This window comes from Propylenella binzhouense (assembly GCF_009866965.1).
GTDB classification, from domain to species: Bacteria; Pseudomonadota; Alphaproteobacteria; order Rhizobiales; family Afifellaceae; genus Propylenella; species Propylenella binzhouense.
This window is the reverse complement of record NZ_SPKJ01000033.1, coordinates 1-16,084: the sequence shown is the minus strand read 5'-3', so window position 1 is coordinate 16,084 and position 16,084 is coordinate 1. Positions and strand designations below refer to the sequence as shown.

Sequence of the window (16,084 nt, the reverse complement as noted above, 5' to 3'; positions counted from 1 at the left end):
GTCACGCCGACTTCCGCGCCTTCGCCGCCGAAGCCGGCGCTGCGGTCCGGGCCTTCGCGGCGGGCTTCTTCGCGGCGGCGGGCTTCGCCGCGGCCGGCTTGGCGGCGCTCTTCGCACGGCCGGACTTCCCCGCCGCGGGCTTTGACGGCGGCTCAGACCCGCCCTTCGCCGCCGGGCCGGCCGAACCTTCGAGGCTCTGCTTCAGCGCCGCCATCAGGTCGATGACGTTGCCGCCGGTGCGGACCGGCTCGGCCTCCGGCGCGGTGGCGACCTTGCCGCCCTTGCGCTTCAGCCGCTCGTCGATCAGCGCCCTGAGCGCGTTCGTGTAATTGTCCTTGAAGGCGGCGGCGTCGAAGGGCGCCGTCTTGCGCTCGATGAGCTGGCGCGCCACGGCGAGCAGGTCGTCGTCCGCCTTCGCGCCGCTGATCGCGGAGAAGAAGGAATCGGCCTTCCGGATCTCCTCCTCGTAATGGAGCGTCTCGAGCAGGAGGCCGGTGCCGCAGGGCTTGATGGCGGCGAGATATTCCTTGCCGCGGAGCGCGAGCTGGCCGAGCCCGACCTTCTGCGATTCCTTCAGCGCGTCGCGCACGACGCGGAAGGCGTCCTCCGCGAGTTCGTCCTGCGGCACCACGAAATAGGGCTTGTCGAAATAGAGCGGCTCGATCTCGCAGGCGCCGACGAACTGGGTCAGCTCCAGCGTCTTCCGCGTCTCGAGCCGCACGTCGTCGATGTCCTCGTCGGAGAGGAGCACGTAGTGCCCCTTCTCGTATTCGAAGCCTTTCAGGATCTCGTCGGTATCGACCGGCCCGACGCCGGGCACCACCTTCTCGTACTTGACCGGCTTGCCGCTCGGCTCGTGGATCTGGCGGAAGGAGATCTTCGCGGTCGATTTCGTGGCCGTATAGAGCTCGACCGGGATCGAGACGAGGGAGAGGCGCAGGTGACCTTTCCAGATCGGGCGGGCGGCAGCCATGGGAACCACGCGGGAACGCTGTACGGTAGCGGATAACGCGCCGCCCGCGCCAGCCGTTCCGAGCCGGCTATCTTCTCCGATGCGCAACCGCGCGGGAAGGCGCCGCCGTCTCGCCGCGGGCCAGCGGGGGGCGCACGGAAGCCGGATCAGCCGCCGATCGAGCGGATCTCCGCCACCACGGCCTCGTCGACCACGATTCCTTCCGACGCGGCTTGCATGCGCAGCGAACGGCCGCGGGCGCCGGGCACCCGGCCGGCATCGGCCTCGACCGCCGCGGCGAGCTCCGCGAACCGGGCGGTCACTCCCGCGCCGCCGACGAGGCCCGGATCGATCGCGATCACGAGCTGGCCGACACCCGGGGGCTCGCCCTCGGCGTCGAAGAACGAACTCGCCTCCGCGGCATAGTTCGCGCCGACGAGCCCCGCGGCGAGCATCTCCACCATGAGGGCGAGCGCGGTGCCCTTGGCATCGCCGAGCGGCACCATGGTGCCGGCGAGCCCCGCCGCCGCATCCGTCGTGGCCCTTCCCTCCGGGTCGAGCGCCCAGCCCTCGGGGATCGGGATCCCCTGCTGCTTCGCAGCCATGATCCTGCCGCGCGCGACCTTCGACAGCGAGAGGTCGACCACCACCGGCGCCCGCCCCTCGCAGGGCGCCGCAAAGGCGATCGGATTGGTGCCGAAGAGCGCCGTCCTGCCGCCCCACGGCGCCATCGCGGCCGGCGTGTTGGCAAAGGCGAGCGCCACCAGCCCGGCCTCGGCGAGATCCTCAACGAGGAGGCCGAGAACCCCGGCATGATGCGAGCGCCGGAAGCCGGCAAGCGCAACGCCCTGCCGGCGCGCGATCGCCGGAAGCTGCCGCACCGCCCGCTCGATGGCGGGGAAGGCGAAGCCGTTGGCGACGTCCACGGCGAGGACGCCCGGCGCGGTATGCGCGAGGCTCGGCTCGGCGAAGCCGTCGACCTTTCCGGAGCGCGCCTGCGCCGCGTAGCTCGTCACGCGGCGAAGCCCGTGGCCGGATTGCCCGCTCGCCTCCGCCCGCACCAGCGCCGCCGCCACCGAGGCGGCATTCGCCGGGGACGTGCGCGATCGGACGAGGGCGCCCGCGACCAGCGCTTCGGCCTCTGCGAGGGAAAGCCGCACCCCGGTCATTTCCGCCCCTCCAGATGGCGCAGGACGTTCTCGGCCGTCAGGCTCGACACGCGGACGTTCGATTCGGCGGTGAGACCGGCGATATGCGGCGTCAGGATGAGGTTCGGCACGCCGGCGAAGATCGCCGCCGCCTCGCCTTCGAGCGGCTCGCGCTCGAAGACGTCGAGCGCCGCGCCGCCGAGTGCGCCGCTCTTCAGGGCGTCGGCGAGCGCCCCCTCGTCGACGACCCCGCCGCGGGCGGCATTGACGAGGACCGCGCCGGGCTTCATGCGCGCGAGCCGGGCGCCGTCGAGCAGGCGCCGCGTCCCGTCCGTGAGCGGAACGTGGAGGCTCACGACATCCGCGTCCGCAAGGAGATCGTCCAGTTCGCGCCGCTCGGCCGACCGCCACGCCGGATCGCTCTCCGGGACGAACGGATCGCAGGCCGCGACCCGCATCCCGAGCGCGGCCGCGCGCGCCGCGGTCTGGCGCGCGATGGCGCCGAAGCCGACGAGCCCGAGAAGCTTCCCGCTCAGCTCGCCGCCGACCATCAGCCTCTCGCGCGGCCAGGCGCCGGCGACCATGGCATCGGTCGCGAACCAGGCCCGCCGCAGGAGCACCAGCGCGGCGGTGATCACATATTCGGCCACGGGGAGATCGTTGGCGCCGGTCGCGGGATAGACCGCGATGCCGCGCGCCTTGCAGGCCGCCATGTCGATGTTGTCGAGCCCGACGCCGAGACGCCCGACGCATTCGAGCCGCGATGCCGCTTCGAGCACGCGCCCGCGCACCTGGGTCCGGTTCCTGACCACCAGCGCGCGGGCATCCGCCGCCAGCGCGGCGAGCTCGTCGGGCCTGTCGGCGAGCTTCGGATCGTAATGCGTGGCGTACCGCGCCGCGAGAACGGCGACGGCGCTCTCCTCCATGAATTCGGAGACGACGATGTCGGGCAAATCGGACTCCAGGATCAGAGCAGGAAGCTGCCGGGAAGCGGCACCATCAGCCCATATCGGAAGAGGGCGTAGAAGCCGATCACGATGACGACGCCGGCGGCGACGAAGAGTCCCGCGCGGCGCGGCGTCCAGGGATCGTGCATGGCGACGGCCAGAAGCGCCATGAACATGACCAGCATGGCCGGGACGAAGCCGAACATCGCCATCAGCCCGGCGCAGAGGAGCATGACGACCGGCAGCGCGACCCGCCGCGGGACCGATCCGCGGTCCGCCGCCGGGGGCGTGCCCCAGCCGATCGCGGCGCGGAGCGCGACGATGAGGCTCATCGCGACGAGGACGATCGCGACGGTCACCGGGAACGCCGCCGAATCCGGATCGCCGTAGGTCCGCGCATCGAGGAGAGCCACGCCTCCGATGCCGGCCAGGACAAGGGCGACGAACGCCGTCGCCCAGTCCGGCCGCCCCCTGACCCGCTGCTCGGGCCGTCCCTCGCCGAGCGGCACCGGCTGCGATCCGCGGGCCGCGAGCCAGGTCTTCAGGAACGGATAGAGCAGCGAAAGGATGGTGAAGGCGATGATGCCGAGGCTGATCGGCCGGCCGAAGAACATGCCCGGCAGGTCGCCGACGGCCGAACCGATCGTCCAGGCCTGGACGAAGCCCTGCTCGGCGATGGGGCCGAGAATGAGGCCGAGCACGATCGGCGAGACCGCGAAGCCGAACCGCGAGACGATCCACCCGATCACGCCGAGAATGATCATGATGACGACGTCGGACTCGCTGTTGCGGATCGCGTACGTGCCGATGACGGTCATGAAGGCGACGGTCGGGACGAGCACGGCCTTCGGGATCGTCACGATGGTGCGATAGGCGTAGCGGCCGAGAAGGAGGCCGGTCGGCAGCATCAGGATCGTCGCGATCACGAGACCCCAGATGAAGGTGTAGACGATCGCGCCCTGGGAGGTGAAGAGCTTGGGCCCGGTCCGGATGCCCTGGACGAGAAGGGCGCCGAGGATGACGGCGTCGGTCGGCGTGCCCGGGATGCCGAGCACCATGGTGGGGATGAAGCCGCCGCCGACGGTCGCGTTGTTGGAGGATTCCGTGGCGATGATGCCGCCCGGCTCGCCGCGCCCGTATTGCTGGCCGTGGCGGGACGCGCGGCGGGCCTCGGAATAGGCGACCAGCGAGGCGACCGAACCGCCGGCGCCCGGCAGGATTCCGACGATGGTCCCGATCACCGACGAGCGGATCAGGTTGACCTTCTCGCGGAGCGCGATCGCAAGCGCCTCCTTGAGCCGGTAGCCGCGCGGCGTCTCCTCGAGATGGAGATGGCGGTCCGGCGTCGCGACCAGGTCGACGAGGACGGGGATGCAGTAGAGACCGATCAGGGCCGCGACGATCTGGATCCCGCCGATCAGGGTCTGGCTGCCGAAGGTGAGCCGGACGTCCGCCGAGACGGCCGCGACCCCGACGCAGGAGAGCAGCAGCCCGAGCGCCCCGCCCGCGAGCCCCTTGAAGAGGCTGCCCTCCGAAAGCGCCGCGATGAGCGAGAGCCCGAAGATCGCCAGCCAGAAATACTCGACCGGACCGAAGGCGAGCGCGACGCGCGAGAGCGGCGGCGCGAGCGTCAGCAGGAAGAACGCGCCGACCAGCCCGCCTATGACGCTCGCGAGGCAGGCCACGGTGATCGCGAGATCGCCGTCGCCGCGACGCGCCATCGGATAGCCGTCGAAGGTCGTCGCGATCGAGGACGGCGTGCCGGGCGTGTTGAGGAGGATGGCGGAATAGGCTCCGCCATAGATGGCGCCGGTATAGATCGCGCCCATCAGGATGAGGGCCGAGGCCGGCTCCATGGTGAAGGTGAGCGGCACGAGGACCGCCACCGCCATGGTCGCCGTCAGCCCCGGTATGGAGCCGACGACGGTTCCGACGACCACCCCGAACAGTGCGAAGAGCACGTTCAGCGGGGTCAGCGCACCAAGCAAATGGTCGAGACCCGCCACGGCCCGTCCCCTCCGTTCCCGGCCGGCCGGTCTATTTCAGGATGCCCGCTTCCTTGGCGGCGGAGATGTAGTCGTCCTTCTGCTTCTGCATGAAGGCCTGCATCTCGCCATAGGGCACGTCGATGAGCGCGAAGCCGCCGTCGAGCATCTGCTTGCGGAAGCCTTCGTCCTTGTTGATCTTGGCGATCATGTCCGACCAGGCCTTGCGCTTCTCCTCGGCGACGCCCTTCGGCACGGCGATGCCGCGAAGCGCGCCGCCCGTCATGTCGAAGCCGAGCTCCTTGAAGGTCGGAACGTCCGGAAACAGGGGATGCCGCTCCTCCATGGCGACCGCGAGCATGCGAACCTGATCGCCCTGGGCGGCACCGACCGTGGTGTAGCCCCAGGAGGCGGAGACCTGGTTGCCGAGAACCGCGGCGGTCGCGGGACCGGTGCCGCCGAACGGAACGTAGGTCGTCTTGATGCCGGCGAGCTTGTCGAAGCGGACCTGCGCCAGATGGTTCGCCGTGCCCTTGCCCGACCCGGAGAAGGTCACCCGACCGGGATTCTCCTTGGCGTAGGCGATGAGGTCCTGCAGCGTCTTGAACTCGCTGCCGGCCGGAACGACGATGGCGTCGGGCGTGTACTGGAACCAGTAGACCGGCACCATGTCGTCGGTCTTGTAGCCGACATCCTTTTCGGCCGGCTGGATCACGATATGCGGCAGGTTGATGCCCATGATCGTGTGGCCGTCGGCGTTGAGGCCGTTGAGCTGGGCCCATCCGACCGCGCCGCCGCCGCCCTCCTTGTAGGAGATGACGAGGTCCTGGCCGAACATCTTCTTGAAATAGGGCTGCTGCAGCCGCGCCGCGATGTCGGACTCGCCGCCCGGCCCGAACGGGATGATGTACTCGACCGGCTTGTCCGGGAACGCGGCCGCGCCGCCGATCCCGCCGAGCGTGAGGATTGCGGCGGCGAGCAGCGCGCGCGTGCCGGAAGCGACGTTCGGAAGTTTCATCGGGTCCTTCTCCTCCCAAAGGTTGAGCGCGTTGACGCTTGCGCCGGCTGGTCGCCGGTCTTGCCGGACGGACGGCATCCGCCCGTCCGGGACATGCACGAAACACGTTCGCGCGGCGGACTGCAACGGGAACGGCGGGAAAGGCCGGGCGGGAGGCGGCCCCCGCCCCGATCCCGACGCGCCCGGAGGACGCCAGGCCCCGTTCAGGCGCTCCGGTAGAGCTTCGTCATCACGAACTCGCGGTGGCCGAGCGCCTCCGCGGCGGTGTTCCGGCCGTTGGCGGTCCGCGCCACCATGTCGATCAGCGCGTCGCCGGCCTGGTCGATCGTCATCTCCCGGCGCAGGATGCCGGAGACGTCGAGATCGACATGCTCCGACATGGTCCGGACGGTGCGCGGATTGGCGGTGATCTTGATCACCGGCACGATGGGATTGCCGATGACGTTGCCCTGCCCGGTCGGGAAGGTGTGGATCACGTAGCCGCCCGCCGCCATCAGCGTCACGCATTCGGCCGCCGCCGAGGACGAATCCATGAAATAGAGGCCGGGGCCGGATTTCGGCGCCTCCGCGGGCTCGAGGATGTCGATGTAGCGGCACTCGCGGCCGATCTTCTCGAGATTGCCGAGCGCCTTCTCCTCGATCGTGGTGAGCCCGCCCTCGATATTGCCCTTGGTCGGCTGGCTCTCGGAGAGATCGTCGACCTTGTGGGCCTCGATGACGTCGTCCTGGTAGGCCTTCCACATCCTGTACCAGCGCTCGCCGACCTCGGGGCTCGCCGCCCGCGCCTTGCAGATGTGCTCCGCGCCGGTGATCTCGGAGGTCTCGCCGAAGCAGCCGTAGATGCCCTCCGGGATCAGCTTGTCATACATGTTGCCCACGGTCGGGCACGAGCCGAGGCCGGTCGTGGTATCGCTCTCGCCGCATTTGGTGGAGACCCAGAGCTCCGAGATGTCGCATTCCTCGCGCTGCAGCTCGGTCGCCCAGTGGACGAACTCCTTCGCCTTGCGCGAGGCGTCCATGATCGTCTTCAGGTCGCCGTTCTGCTCGATCGAGAAGCCCGCGACCGGCTTGCCGGTCTTGGCGATGCCCTCGACGATGCGGTTCGTCCAGCCGGGCTCGATGCCGATGACGATGCAGGCCGCGACGTTCGGGTTGGAGCCGGTTCCGATCATGGTCCGGAAGTGCAGGTCGAGATCCTCGCCGAACTGCAGCCGGCCATAGGCGTGCGGAAGCGCCATCGTGCCCTTGATGTTGTTGGCGACGCCCTCGCAGGCGGCGTTCGAGATATCGTCGACCGGCAGGACGATGACGTGGTTGCGCACGCCGACGCGGCCGTTCTCGCGCCGGTAGGCCATGATCTTCTGATTGCCGTTGAGAGCCATCGGGGCCTCCCTCTTCTCCCTGGCGCTGCGGGGGAGCGCGGGAGATCGTGATCGTTTCGGGCTGACGCGCTACCAGCGCTTGGTCTTCAGGTTCTGGACATGGACGTGGCCGCCCTTCTCGACGTCCGCGACGAAGCGGCCGATGTCCTCGCCGTATTTCACCGCGGTGTCGCCGGCCTTCAGATCCGCAAGCGCCACCTTGTGCCCGATCGGCACGTCGGACTTGGCGGTCAGATGGAAGGACGAATTGTCGGCTGTGACGACGCACAGCATGTCGGTGCCGGCCTTCAGGCCCTCGACCACCACGACGCCCACATTGTCCTTGTGTTCGTGCACGAGGCACTGGGGGATACTCATTCCGCTTCCTCCTGCGGCATGCGCCATAGCTCACCTCTTATATAAGACATAAGATACGGAGCCCTTCCGGTGTCAACCGTCCTCTGCTAGGTTCCCCCCGAGCGGCGAAGGAGGCAGCGATTTCGGAGACCGTGCTCGAGCTTCGCCCCCTCTACCGGCAGGTCCGGGAGGCGATGGTCTCGCGGCTGATCGACGGCCGCTGGCAGCCCGGTCAGATGCTGCCGAGCGAGCAGCAGATCGCGCTCGAGATGGGCGTCAGCCAGGGCACCGTGCGCAAGGCGCTCGACGCGCTCGCGGCGGACAGCCTGGTGGTCCGGCGCCAGGGCCGCGGAACCTTCGTCGCCGAGCCGGAAGCGGGACGGCTCCTCTTCAAGTTCTTCAAGCTGACGGCGGACGACGGTTCGCGCCGCCTGCCGGACAGCATCCTGAACAGCCTCGCGAAGACGAAATCCGCCGCCGCCGCGCGGGCGAAGCTGAAGCTTCCGCCCCGCAGCAGCGTCTGGCAGCTCGACCGCACGCGCTTCCTGGAGGGCCGGCCGGTGATCGCCGAGACGATCACGCTTCCGGTCACCCGGTTCGCCGGTCTCGACCGCGTCGAGATGGTGCCGAACAACGTCTACTCGCTCTATGCCACGCGCTTCGGCCTCACCGTGGGCCATGCCGTGGAGAGGGTGAAGGCGGTGGCAGCCTCCGCCGCCGACGCCGAGCAGCTCGGATGCCCCGAGGGGACACCGCTCCTCCTCATCGACCGGATCGCCTACGGCCTCGACGAGGCGCCGATCGAGTGGCGCGTGTCGCGCTGCCTGACCGACAGCTTCCATTACCTCATCGACCTGAAGTGAGCGGGCGAAAGGACTTCCGTGCGGCAGCAATTGCAGCTTCGGCCGATAGCGCCTAGGACGCCCGCGGCATGAGAATCGAACCGACGCCGCTTTGGGCCGGAATTCGGCCGGCCGGGTGGGCGGGACAGCGCAGCAACGCGACATCGAGGGATCGCCGATGAGCCAGCCGACACTCGATCTCTCGCCGAAAGTCTCCGACGAGGTCAGGCAGACCACCTGCTACATGTGCGCCTGCCGCTGCGGCATCAACGTCCACATCCGGGACGGCAAGATCCGGTATATCGAGGGCAACCGCGCCCATCCGGTCAATCGCGGCGTGCTCTGCGCCAAGGGCTCGGCCGGCATCATGCAGCACTATTCGCCGGCCCGGCTCAGCAAGCCGCTTCTCCGCGTCGGCGAACGCGGGGCCGGCGAGTTCCGCGCCATCGAGTGGGACGAGGCGCTGGCGATCGCGACCGACTGGCTGAGGCCGATCCGGGAAACCGATCCGAAGAAGCTCGCCTTCTTCACCGGCCGCGACCAGAGCCAGGCGCTGACCGGCTGGTGGGCGCAGCAGTTCGGCACCATGAACTTCGCGGCCCATGGCGGCTTCTGCTCGGTCAACATGGCCACCGCCGGGATCTACACCTTCGGCGGCTCGTTCTGGGAGTTCGGCGAGCCCGACTGGGAGCGGAGCCGCTTCCTGATGATCTTCGGCGTGGCAGAGGACCACGATTCGAACCCGATCAAGATCGGCCTCTCGAAGCTCAGGGCGAACGGCGCGAAGATCGTCGGGGTGAACCCGGTCCGAACCGGCTACAACGCCATTGCCGACGAGTGGATCGGCATCACCCCCGGCACCGACGGCCTGTTCGCCCTCGCCCTCGTCCACGAGCTGATCCGGACCGGGCGCATCGACCGCGACTATCTCGCCCGTTACACCAATGCCGGCTGGCTCGTCATCAGAGACGAAGCGGGCCCGGACGACGGGCTCTTCGCACGCGATCCCGACGGAAATGCGCTCGTCTTCGACGAGGGCGCCGGTACGCTCGCGTCACACAGGCAGCCCGGGACCAGACCGCGCCTCGAGGGCGAAGTCCGGCTCCCGGACGGGCGCGTCGCCGTACCGGTCTTCAGCCTGATCGCCGCGAAATACGGCGACCCGGCCTATGCGCCCGAGGAAGCGGCGAAAACCACCGGCGTGCCCGCGGATACGATCCGGCGGATCGCGGACGAGATGGCGAAGGTCGCCTTCGAGGAAGAGATCATCGTCGAGCGGCCCTGGACCGACTGGAAGGGCGAGCGGCACGCGCGGATGGTCGGCCGGCCGGTCTCCTTCCATGCGATGCGCGGGATCTCGGCCCATTCGAACGGGTTCCAGACCTGCCGGGCGCTGCACCTGGTCCAGATCCTGCTCGGCTCGATCGACTGCCCGGGGGGCTTCCGGTTCCAGCCGCCCTACCCCAAGCCCGCGGAAGCGCATCCGCGTCCCGCCGGAGGGTCCAAGCCGAACACGCCGCTTTCCGGCTCCCCGCTCGGCTATCCGCTCGGGCCGGAGCATCTGCTCCTCGAGGCGGACGGCGTGACCCCGCAGCGCATCGACAAGGCCTATTCGTGGGAGGCGCCGCTCTCCGCGCACGGCCTGATGCAGATGGTGATCGCCAATGCGGCCGCGGGCGATCCGTACCCGGTGGAGGTGCTCTTCCTCTACATGGCCAACATGGCCTGGAACTCGTCGATGAACACCGCCGGCACGATGGCGATGCTGACGGCCAAGCGGGCGGACGGCGAGTACGTCATTCCGAAGATCATCTATTCCGACGCCTACGCCTCCGAGATGGTGGCCTATGCCGACCTGATCCTTCCCGACACGACATATCTCGAGCGCCACGACTGCATCTCGCTGCTCGACCGGCCGATCAGCGACGCCGATGCCGCAGCCGACGCGATCCGCTGGCCGGTGCTTCCGCCCGACCGCGACGTGCGCGGCTTCCAGTCGGTCCTGATCGATCTCGGCGCGCGGCTCGGCCTGCCCGGCTTCGTCGACGAGGAGGGCGCCCCGAAATACCGCGACTACGCCGACTATATCGTCAACCACCAGCGCAAGCCGGGGATCGGCCCCCTCATCGGCTTCCGGGGCGAGAACGGCGGAGCGGAAGGGCGCGGCGCGCCGAACCAGGCGCAGATCGACCGCTACATTGAAAACGGCGGCTTCTACGCGACGCATATCCCGGACGAGGCGCTCTACTTCAAGCACGCCAACGCCGCCTACCAGGACTGGGCCGTCGGCATCGGCCTCTACGACAGCCCGCAGCCGGTCGTCTTCCAGCTCTATTCGGAGCCGCTCGCGAAGTTCCGGCTCGCGGCCCGCGGCAGGCGCTCGCCGCAGCCGCCCGACCATCTCCGCCCCGTGATCGAGCGCTGCTTCGACCCGCTTCCGATCTGGTATCCGCCCTTCGAGGGAGACCGTCTCGCGGCCCGCGCCGATGCGGACTTCCCGTACCATGCGGTCACCCAGCGCCCGATGGCGATGTACCATTCCTGGGGATCGCAGAACGCCTGGCTCCGCCAGATCCATGCCCGCAACTTCCTCTACGTGCCGGGCCCGATCTGCGATGCGCACGGGCTGGAGAGCGGCGACTGGATCTGGCTCTCCTCCCATCACGGCCGCATCAAGGTCCAGATCGCGCGGATGGAGGCGACCAACGGCAAGACCGTCTGGACCTGGAACGCGATCGGCAAGAGATCGGGCGCCTGGAGCCTCGACCCGCACGCGCCGGAAGCCGAGAAGGGCTTCCTGCTCAACCACCTGATCCGCGAGCTCCTGCCCGAAAAGGGCGACGGCATGCGCTGGGCCAACGCCGATCCGATCACCGGGCAGGCGGCCTGGTTCGACCTCCGCGTGGCGATCGAGAAGGCGGAACCAGACAAGGCGGTCACGAGCCCGCAATTCGCGCCGCAGAAGCGCGTTCCGGGACAGCCCTCCCCGCCCGGGCGGCTGCGCTACGGACAGGAGTGGTCAAAGTGACGGCGCTACCGAACGACACGCCGAAGAAGCTCGGCCTCGTCATCGACCTCGACGTCTGCGTTGGCTGCCATGCCTGCGTCGTCAACTGCAAGGAGTGGAACACGGGCGGCTACGGCGCCGCGCTGTCGGACCAGGAGCCCTACGGCGAAACCCCGTCCGGGACCTTCCTCAACCGGATCCACACCTTCGAGGTGCTGCCGGAGGCGAACGGCGCGGGCGCGAGCCCGATGGTCGTGCACTTTCCCAAATCGTGCCTGCACTGCGCCGACGCGCCCTGCGTGACGGTCTGCCCGACCGGCGCCTCCTACAAGCGCGCCGAGGACGGCATCGTGCTCGTGAACGAGGACTGGTGCATCGGCTGCGGCCTCTGCGCCTGGGCCTGCCCCTACGGCGCGCGCGAGCTCGACGAGGCGGAAGGCGTGATGAAGAAGTGCACGCTCTGCGTCGACCGCATCTACAACGAGAACCTGGAAGAGGTGGACCGCGTGCCCGCCTGCGTCCGCACATGCCCGACCAATGCCCGGCATTTCGGCGACCTGGCCGATCCGGATTCGGCCGTTTCGCGCCTCGTGGCGGCGCGCGGCGGCGTCGACCTGATGCCCGAGCAGGGGACGGCGCCGGTCAACAAGTACCTTCCGCCGCGGCGGAACCGGGCGCCCGCCGGCGCAGCGGACGAAACGCCGCCTGCAGCCCCGCGGGAGCGGGCGGCCGGGCTGACCGGCTGGCTCGAACGCGTCGTGGAGATGATCGGCTGACCCATGCATCCGGCGCGCTCGATCATCGTCTTCACCACCTTGTCCGGGGCGGGCTTCGGCCTCGTCGCCCTGCTGGCGCTCGGCGCGCTGGCGGGATCGGGCAGCCCGCTCCTGTGGGCCGCGCTGCTCGCGCTTGCCCTCACCGGCGTCGGCCTTCTCTCCTCGACCTTCCATCTCGGCCATCCCGAGCGGGCATGGCGGGCGCTCACGCAATGGCGGACGTCCTGGCTTTCGCGCGAGGGCGTGCTCTCGATCGCCACCCTCGGCCTTTTCGCCGTGCAGATGGCCGCGGACCTGTTCTACGGGATGCGGCTCGTCCCGCTCGGGCTGGTCACGGCGGCGCTCGCGACCGTGACCGTCTACGCCACGGCGATGATCTACGCCTCGCTGAAGACGGTGCCGCGCTGGCACACCCGCCTCACGCCGGCCTGCTATCTCGGCTTCGCGGCGGCCGGCGGCGCGATGCTCGCAAGCGCCTTTGCCGCGGGGGCGGACGGCCGCGCGGCGGGGCTGGAATGGCTCGCGCTCGGCTTCCTGCTCGTGGCCTGGGCGGCCAAGGGGCTGTGGTGGTTCCGGGCCGACCGCATCCCGCTCGGCTCCGGCGATTCGCGCCCGGAGACGGCGACGCGGCTCGGCCGCTATGGCCGCGTCCGGCTGCTCGAGCCGCCGCACAGCATGGGCAACTACCTGACGCGGGAGATGGTGTTCCGCACCGCCCGCCGGCATGCGGCAGCGCTGCGCAGGGCCGCCGCGCTTCTCGGCGGCGGGCTCCCTGTCCTGCTGCTGGCGGCGGGGCTCGCGGCCGGCGGCTGGATCTGGCCGGCGGCCGCCTCGCTCTCCTTCCTTCTCGGCCTGCTCGCGGAGCGCTGGCTCTTCTTCGCGGAGGCCGAGCACGTCGTCTCGCTCTATTACGGAGAGGGCGAACGCGCCCGGCCGGCCGGCTTCCCGGCGCGGCCCGCCTGAGTGCTGCTCAGCTGCCGCGCATGGCGCCGAGGAGCGTCCCGGCATTGTGGCGCATCATGGCCACGTAGGTGGCGGCGGGACCGTCGGGCGGCGACAGCGCGTCCGAATAGAGTTCGCCGCCGGGCTTGATCCCGGTCTCGCGGGCGATCTGCTCCATCAGGCGCGGATCCGAGACATTCTCCAGGAAGAGCGCGGTGACGCCCTCGTCGCGGATCTGGGTGATGAGCTTCGCGACATCGGCGGCCGAAGCTTCCGAGTCGGTGGAGACGCCCTGGGGCGCGAGGAACGCGATGCCGTAGGCCCGGGCGAAATAGCCGAAGGCGTCATGCGTGGTGATGACCTTGCGGCGCTCGGGCGAAAGCGCGGCGAAGCTCGCCTTGATGGAGGCGTCGAGATCGGAGAGCTCCGCCCGGTAGCGCTCCGCGTTCGCCCGGAAGAGAGCGCAGGATTCCGCATCCGCGCGGCAGAGCGCGTCGGCGACGTTGCCGACATAGACGATGGCGTTCTCCGCCGACTGCCAGGCGTGCGGATCGACGCCTTCGTGTCCGTGCTCCTCGGCGCCCGCATGTTCGTCCTCGTGCTCGTCCTCCGCAGCAGCGAGCGGCACGATCCCGGTCGAGGCGACCGTCACCTCGCCCTTGTAGCCGCTCGCCTCGACGAGCCGGTCGAGCCAGCCCTCGAAGCCGAGGCCGTTCACCACGACGAGACCGGCACCGGCGACCGCGCGGGCATCGGCGGGGCTCGGCTCGTAGACATGCGCGTCGCCGTTCGGTCCGACGAGCGTCACGACGTCGACGCGGTCGCCGCCGATCTCGCGGACGAAATCGCCGAGGATGGAGAAGCTCGCGACGACCTTGACGGGCTCCGCGGCTTTGGCCGGCCCGGCCCCGGAAAGGAAGGCGGAAAGCGCGGCCGCAGCGCCGAATGCGATCAGTCCGGAAGCTTGCATCATGTCCTCCTCAGGCGATGCGGTGACGCACGCTGCGCCGGCCGGCCAGGAGACCGCGGGTCCCGAACAGCAGCGAGACGAGGTAGACGAGCCCGGCGGCCAGGATGATGGACGGCCCGGAGGCGAGGCTCAGGTGGTAGGAGACGAGGAGGCCCGCGACACTCGCGGCGAGGCCGAAGGCGATCGCGAGCGCGCACATCGCCTCGAGCCTCCGCGTCCAGAAGCGCGCCGCCGCCGCCGGCAGGATCATCAGCCCGACCGAGAGGAGCGTGCCGAGCGCCTGGAAGCCGCCGACGAGGTTGAGAACGACGAGGACCAGGAAAAGGAGATGCACGAACGGGCCGACGCGGCTCACGCTGCGCAGGAAGACCGGATCGAGGCATTCGGCCACGAGCGCCCGCCAGACGGAGGCGAGCGCGACGAGGCTGACGGTCGCGATCGCCGCGATCAGGACGAGCGCCTGGTCGTTGAGCGCGAGCACCGATCCGAACAGCACGTGGAGGAGATCGACGCTCGAGCCCCTGAGCGAGACGAGCAGGACCCCGAGCGCGAGCGACACGAGGTAGAAGGCGGCGAGGCTCGCATCCTCCCGCTGGATCGTGGAGCGCGCGACGATGCCGGAGAGCACGGCGACCGCGAGCCCGGCGACGAGGCCGCCGAAGGTCATCGGCAGGAGCTGTAGCCCGGAGACGAGGAAGCCGATCGCCGCACCCGGCAGGATGGAATGGGCGATCGCGTCGCCGGAGAGGCTCATGCGGCGCAGCATCAGGAACACGCCGACGGGACAGGCGGAGAGCGCCAGCGCCGTGGTGCCGACGAGCGCGCGGCGCATGAACTCGAACTCGACGAAGGGCGCGAGGAAGATCTCGTTGAGCGTCATGCCGCGTGCCGTCCCGCCCCGCACCAGGGTGCGTGGTCCTCCCAATGTGCGATCCGCTCGCGCGCGGTGGCGAGATTTCCGGCGGTGAGCACCTCCGCCGCGGCACCCCAGGCGACGGCCTCCCGCGCGAGGAGCAGCGCCTGGGGGAAGTGCTGCCGGACGAGGTCGAGATCGTGCAGGACGGCAAGCACGGTCCTGCCCTCGCGCTGCCAGCGGTGGACGATCGCGATAAGGTCGGCGATCGTGCGCGTGTCGATCGCGTTGAACGGCTCGTCGAGAAGGATCAGGCCGGCATCCTGCACGAGCACGCGCGCGAAGAGGGCGCGCTGGAGCTGGCCGCCGGACAGCGTGTCGATCCCGCGGGCCGCGAAATCGGCCATCCCGACGGCGGCGAGCGCGCCATCGATCGCCGCGCGATCGCCGCCGCCGATCCGGCCGCCGAGCCCGCGCCGCCGCCAGAGCCCGAGCGCGACCAGATCGAGCACGCTCGCCGGGAAGCCGCGCTCGATGTCGGATTGCTGCGGCAGATAGGCGATGTCGTGCGGGGCGAGGCCGGATCGGACCACGCGGCCGCCGATCGGCGCCAGCATGCCCGCGACGGCCTTCATGAGCGTCGACTTGCCCGAGCCGTTGGGCCCGACGACCGCGGTCAGCGAGCCGGCCTCGACCGCGCCCTCCAGGTGGTGGACGGCGGGATGGCCGTCATAGCCGAGGGTAAGGTCCTCGAAGGTGAGAAGCGGCGCCATCAGCGGATCATCCGATGACGAGAAGGACGAGGAGCCAGATCGCCGCGACCGGAACCGCCGCCACCGCGAGCCGCTCGGCAAGCCCGGCGCCGAGCAGCCCGAGCCGCGGGCGCACGGCGGCGCGGCGCGCATGCGCCGGGGATGCGACGGCGT

14 protein-coding genes are annotated in these 16,084 nt (G+C 69.9%); 4 read left to right on the top strand and 10 right to left on the bottom strand.

Going from position 1 to position 16,084, the window contains the following annotated elements; genetic code table 11:
* Position 1: 1 nt before the first annotated feature.
* The 7 genes from ku to E4O86_RS11180 all read right to left on the bottom strand — a co-directional run bounded on the left by ku (position 2) and on the right by E4O86_RS11180 (position 7,789).
* The gene (ku, locus tag E4O86_RS11210; protein ID WP_161140629.1) at positions 2-973 is read right to left on the bottom strand and encodes a non-homologous end joining protein Ku; all 972 of its coding nucleotides are present in this window, start codon (positions 971-973) and stop codon (positions 2-4) included.
* 146 nt (positions 974-1,119) lie between these two features.
* A complete protein-coding gene (locus tag E4O86_RS11205; protein ID WP_161140628.1) occupies positions 1,120-2,121 on the bottom strand; it encodes an Ldh family oxidoreductase in 1,002 nt (333 codons plus the stop codon).
* The gene (locus tag E4O86_RS11200) at positions 2,118-3,053 is read right to left on the bottom strand and encodes a hydroxyacid dehydrogenase (protein ID WP_205520832.1); all 936 of its coding nucleotides are present in this window, start codon (positions 3,051-3,053) and stop codon (positions 2,118-2,120) included. Before E4O86_RS11200 ends, E4O86_RS11205 begins: the two co-directional genes overlap by 4 nt.
* Positions 3,054-3,067: 14 nt before the next feature.
* The gene (locus E4O86_RS11195) at positions 3,068-5,053 is read right to left on the bottom strand and encodes a tripartite tricarboxylate transporter permease (RefSeq protein WP_161140627.1); all 1,986 of its coding nucleotides are present in this window, start codon (positions 5,051-5,053) and stop codon (positions 3,068-3,070) included.
* 31 nt (positions 5,054-5,084) lie between these two features.
* Positions 5,085-6,050, bottom strand: a complete 966-nt coding sequence (locus E4O86_RS11190) for a tripartite tricarboxylate transporter substrate binding protein (RefSeq protein WP_161140626.1) — start codon at positions 6,048-6,050, stop codon at positions 5,085-5,087.
* 203 nt (positions 6,051-6,253) lie between these two features.
* Entirely contained in the window at positions 6,254-7,432 is a 1,179-nt protein-coding gene (locus tag E4O86_RS11185; protein ID WP_161140625.1) for a UxaA family hydrolase, read from the bottom strand.
* A gap of 69 nt (positions 7,433-7,501) precedes the next feature.
* Positions 7,502-7,789 carry a UxaA family hydrolase gene (locus E4O86_RS11180; protein WP_161140624.1) on the bottom strand — a complete coding sequence of 96 codons (288 nt, stop codon included), beginning with the start codon at positions 7,787-7,789 and terminating at the stop codon, positions 7,502-7,504.
* A 131-nt stretch (positions 7,790-7,920) separates the two neighbouring features.
* On the opposite strand from E4O86_RS11180, the gene E4O86_RS11175 reads away from it, so the two are divergent.
* The 4 genes from E4O86_RS11175 to E4O86_RS11160 all read left to right on the top strand — a co-directional run bounded on the left by E4O86_RS11175 (position 7,921) and on the right by E4O86_RS11160 (position 13,356).
* Complete coding sequence (locus E4O86_RS11175) at positions 7,921-8,631, top strand: GntR family transcriptional regulator (RefSeq protein ID WP_343039145.1); 711 nt, start codon at positions 7,921-7,923, stop codon at positions 8,629-8,631.
* A gap of 157 nt (positions 8,632-8,788) precedes the next feature.
* Positions 8,789-11,638 (top strand): molybdopterin oxidoreductase family protein, encoded by a 2,850-nt coding sequence (locus tag E4O86_RS11170; protein ID WP_161140623.1) that lies wholly within the window; start codon positions 8,789-8,791, stop codon positions 11,636-11,638.
* Positions 11,635-12,393 carry a 4Fe-4S dicluster domain-containing protein gene (locus E4O86_RS11165; protein WP_161140622.1) on the top strand — a complete coding sequence of 253 codons (759 nt, stop codon included), beginning with the start codon at positions 11,635-11,637 and terminating at the stop codon, positions 12,391-12,393. The genes E4O86_RS11170 and E4O86_RS11165 overlap by 4 nt, the downstream gene beginning before the upstream one ends.
* 3 nt (positions 12,394-12,396) lie before the next feature.
* Entirely contained in the window at positions 12,397-13,356 is a 960-nt protein-coding gene (locus E4O86_RS11160) for a dimethyl sulfoxide reductase anchor subunit family protein (RefSeq protein WP_161140621.1), read from the top strand.
* A 7-nt stretch (positions 13,357-13,363) separates the two neighbouring features.
* Here E4O86_RS11160 and E4O86_RS11155 read toward each other — a convergent pair whose 3' ends face one another.
* From E4O86_RS11155 to aztA, 3 genes are read right to left on the bottom strand one after another with little or no spacing between them, the layout of a single operon-like run.
* Positions 13,364-14,305, bottom strand: a complete 942-nt coding sequence (locus E4O86_RS11155; RefSeq protein WP_425500121.1) for a metal ABC transporter substrate-binding protein — start codon at positions 14,303-14,305, stop codon at positions 13,364-13,366.
* Positions 14,306-14,315: 10 nt separating this feature from the next.
* On the bottom strand, positions 14,316-15,185 hold the full coding sequence (aztB, locus tag E4O86_RS11150; protein WP_161140650.1) for a zinc ABC transporter permease AztB: 870 nt from the start codon (positions 15,183-15,185) through the stop codon (positions 14,316-14,318).
* Positions 15,182-15,931 carry a zinc ABC transporter ATP-binding protein AztA gene (gene aztA, locus E4O86_RS11145; protein WP_161140619.1) on the bottom strand — a complete coding sequence of 250 codons (750 nt, stop codon included), beginning with the start codon at positions 15,929-15,931 and terminating at the stop codon, positions 15,182-15,184. Before aztA ends, aztB begins: the two co-directional genes overlap by 4 nt.
* Positions 15,932-16,084: the final 153 nt, after the last annotated feature.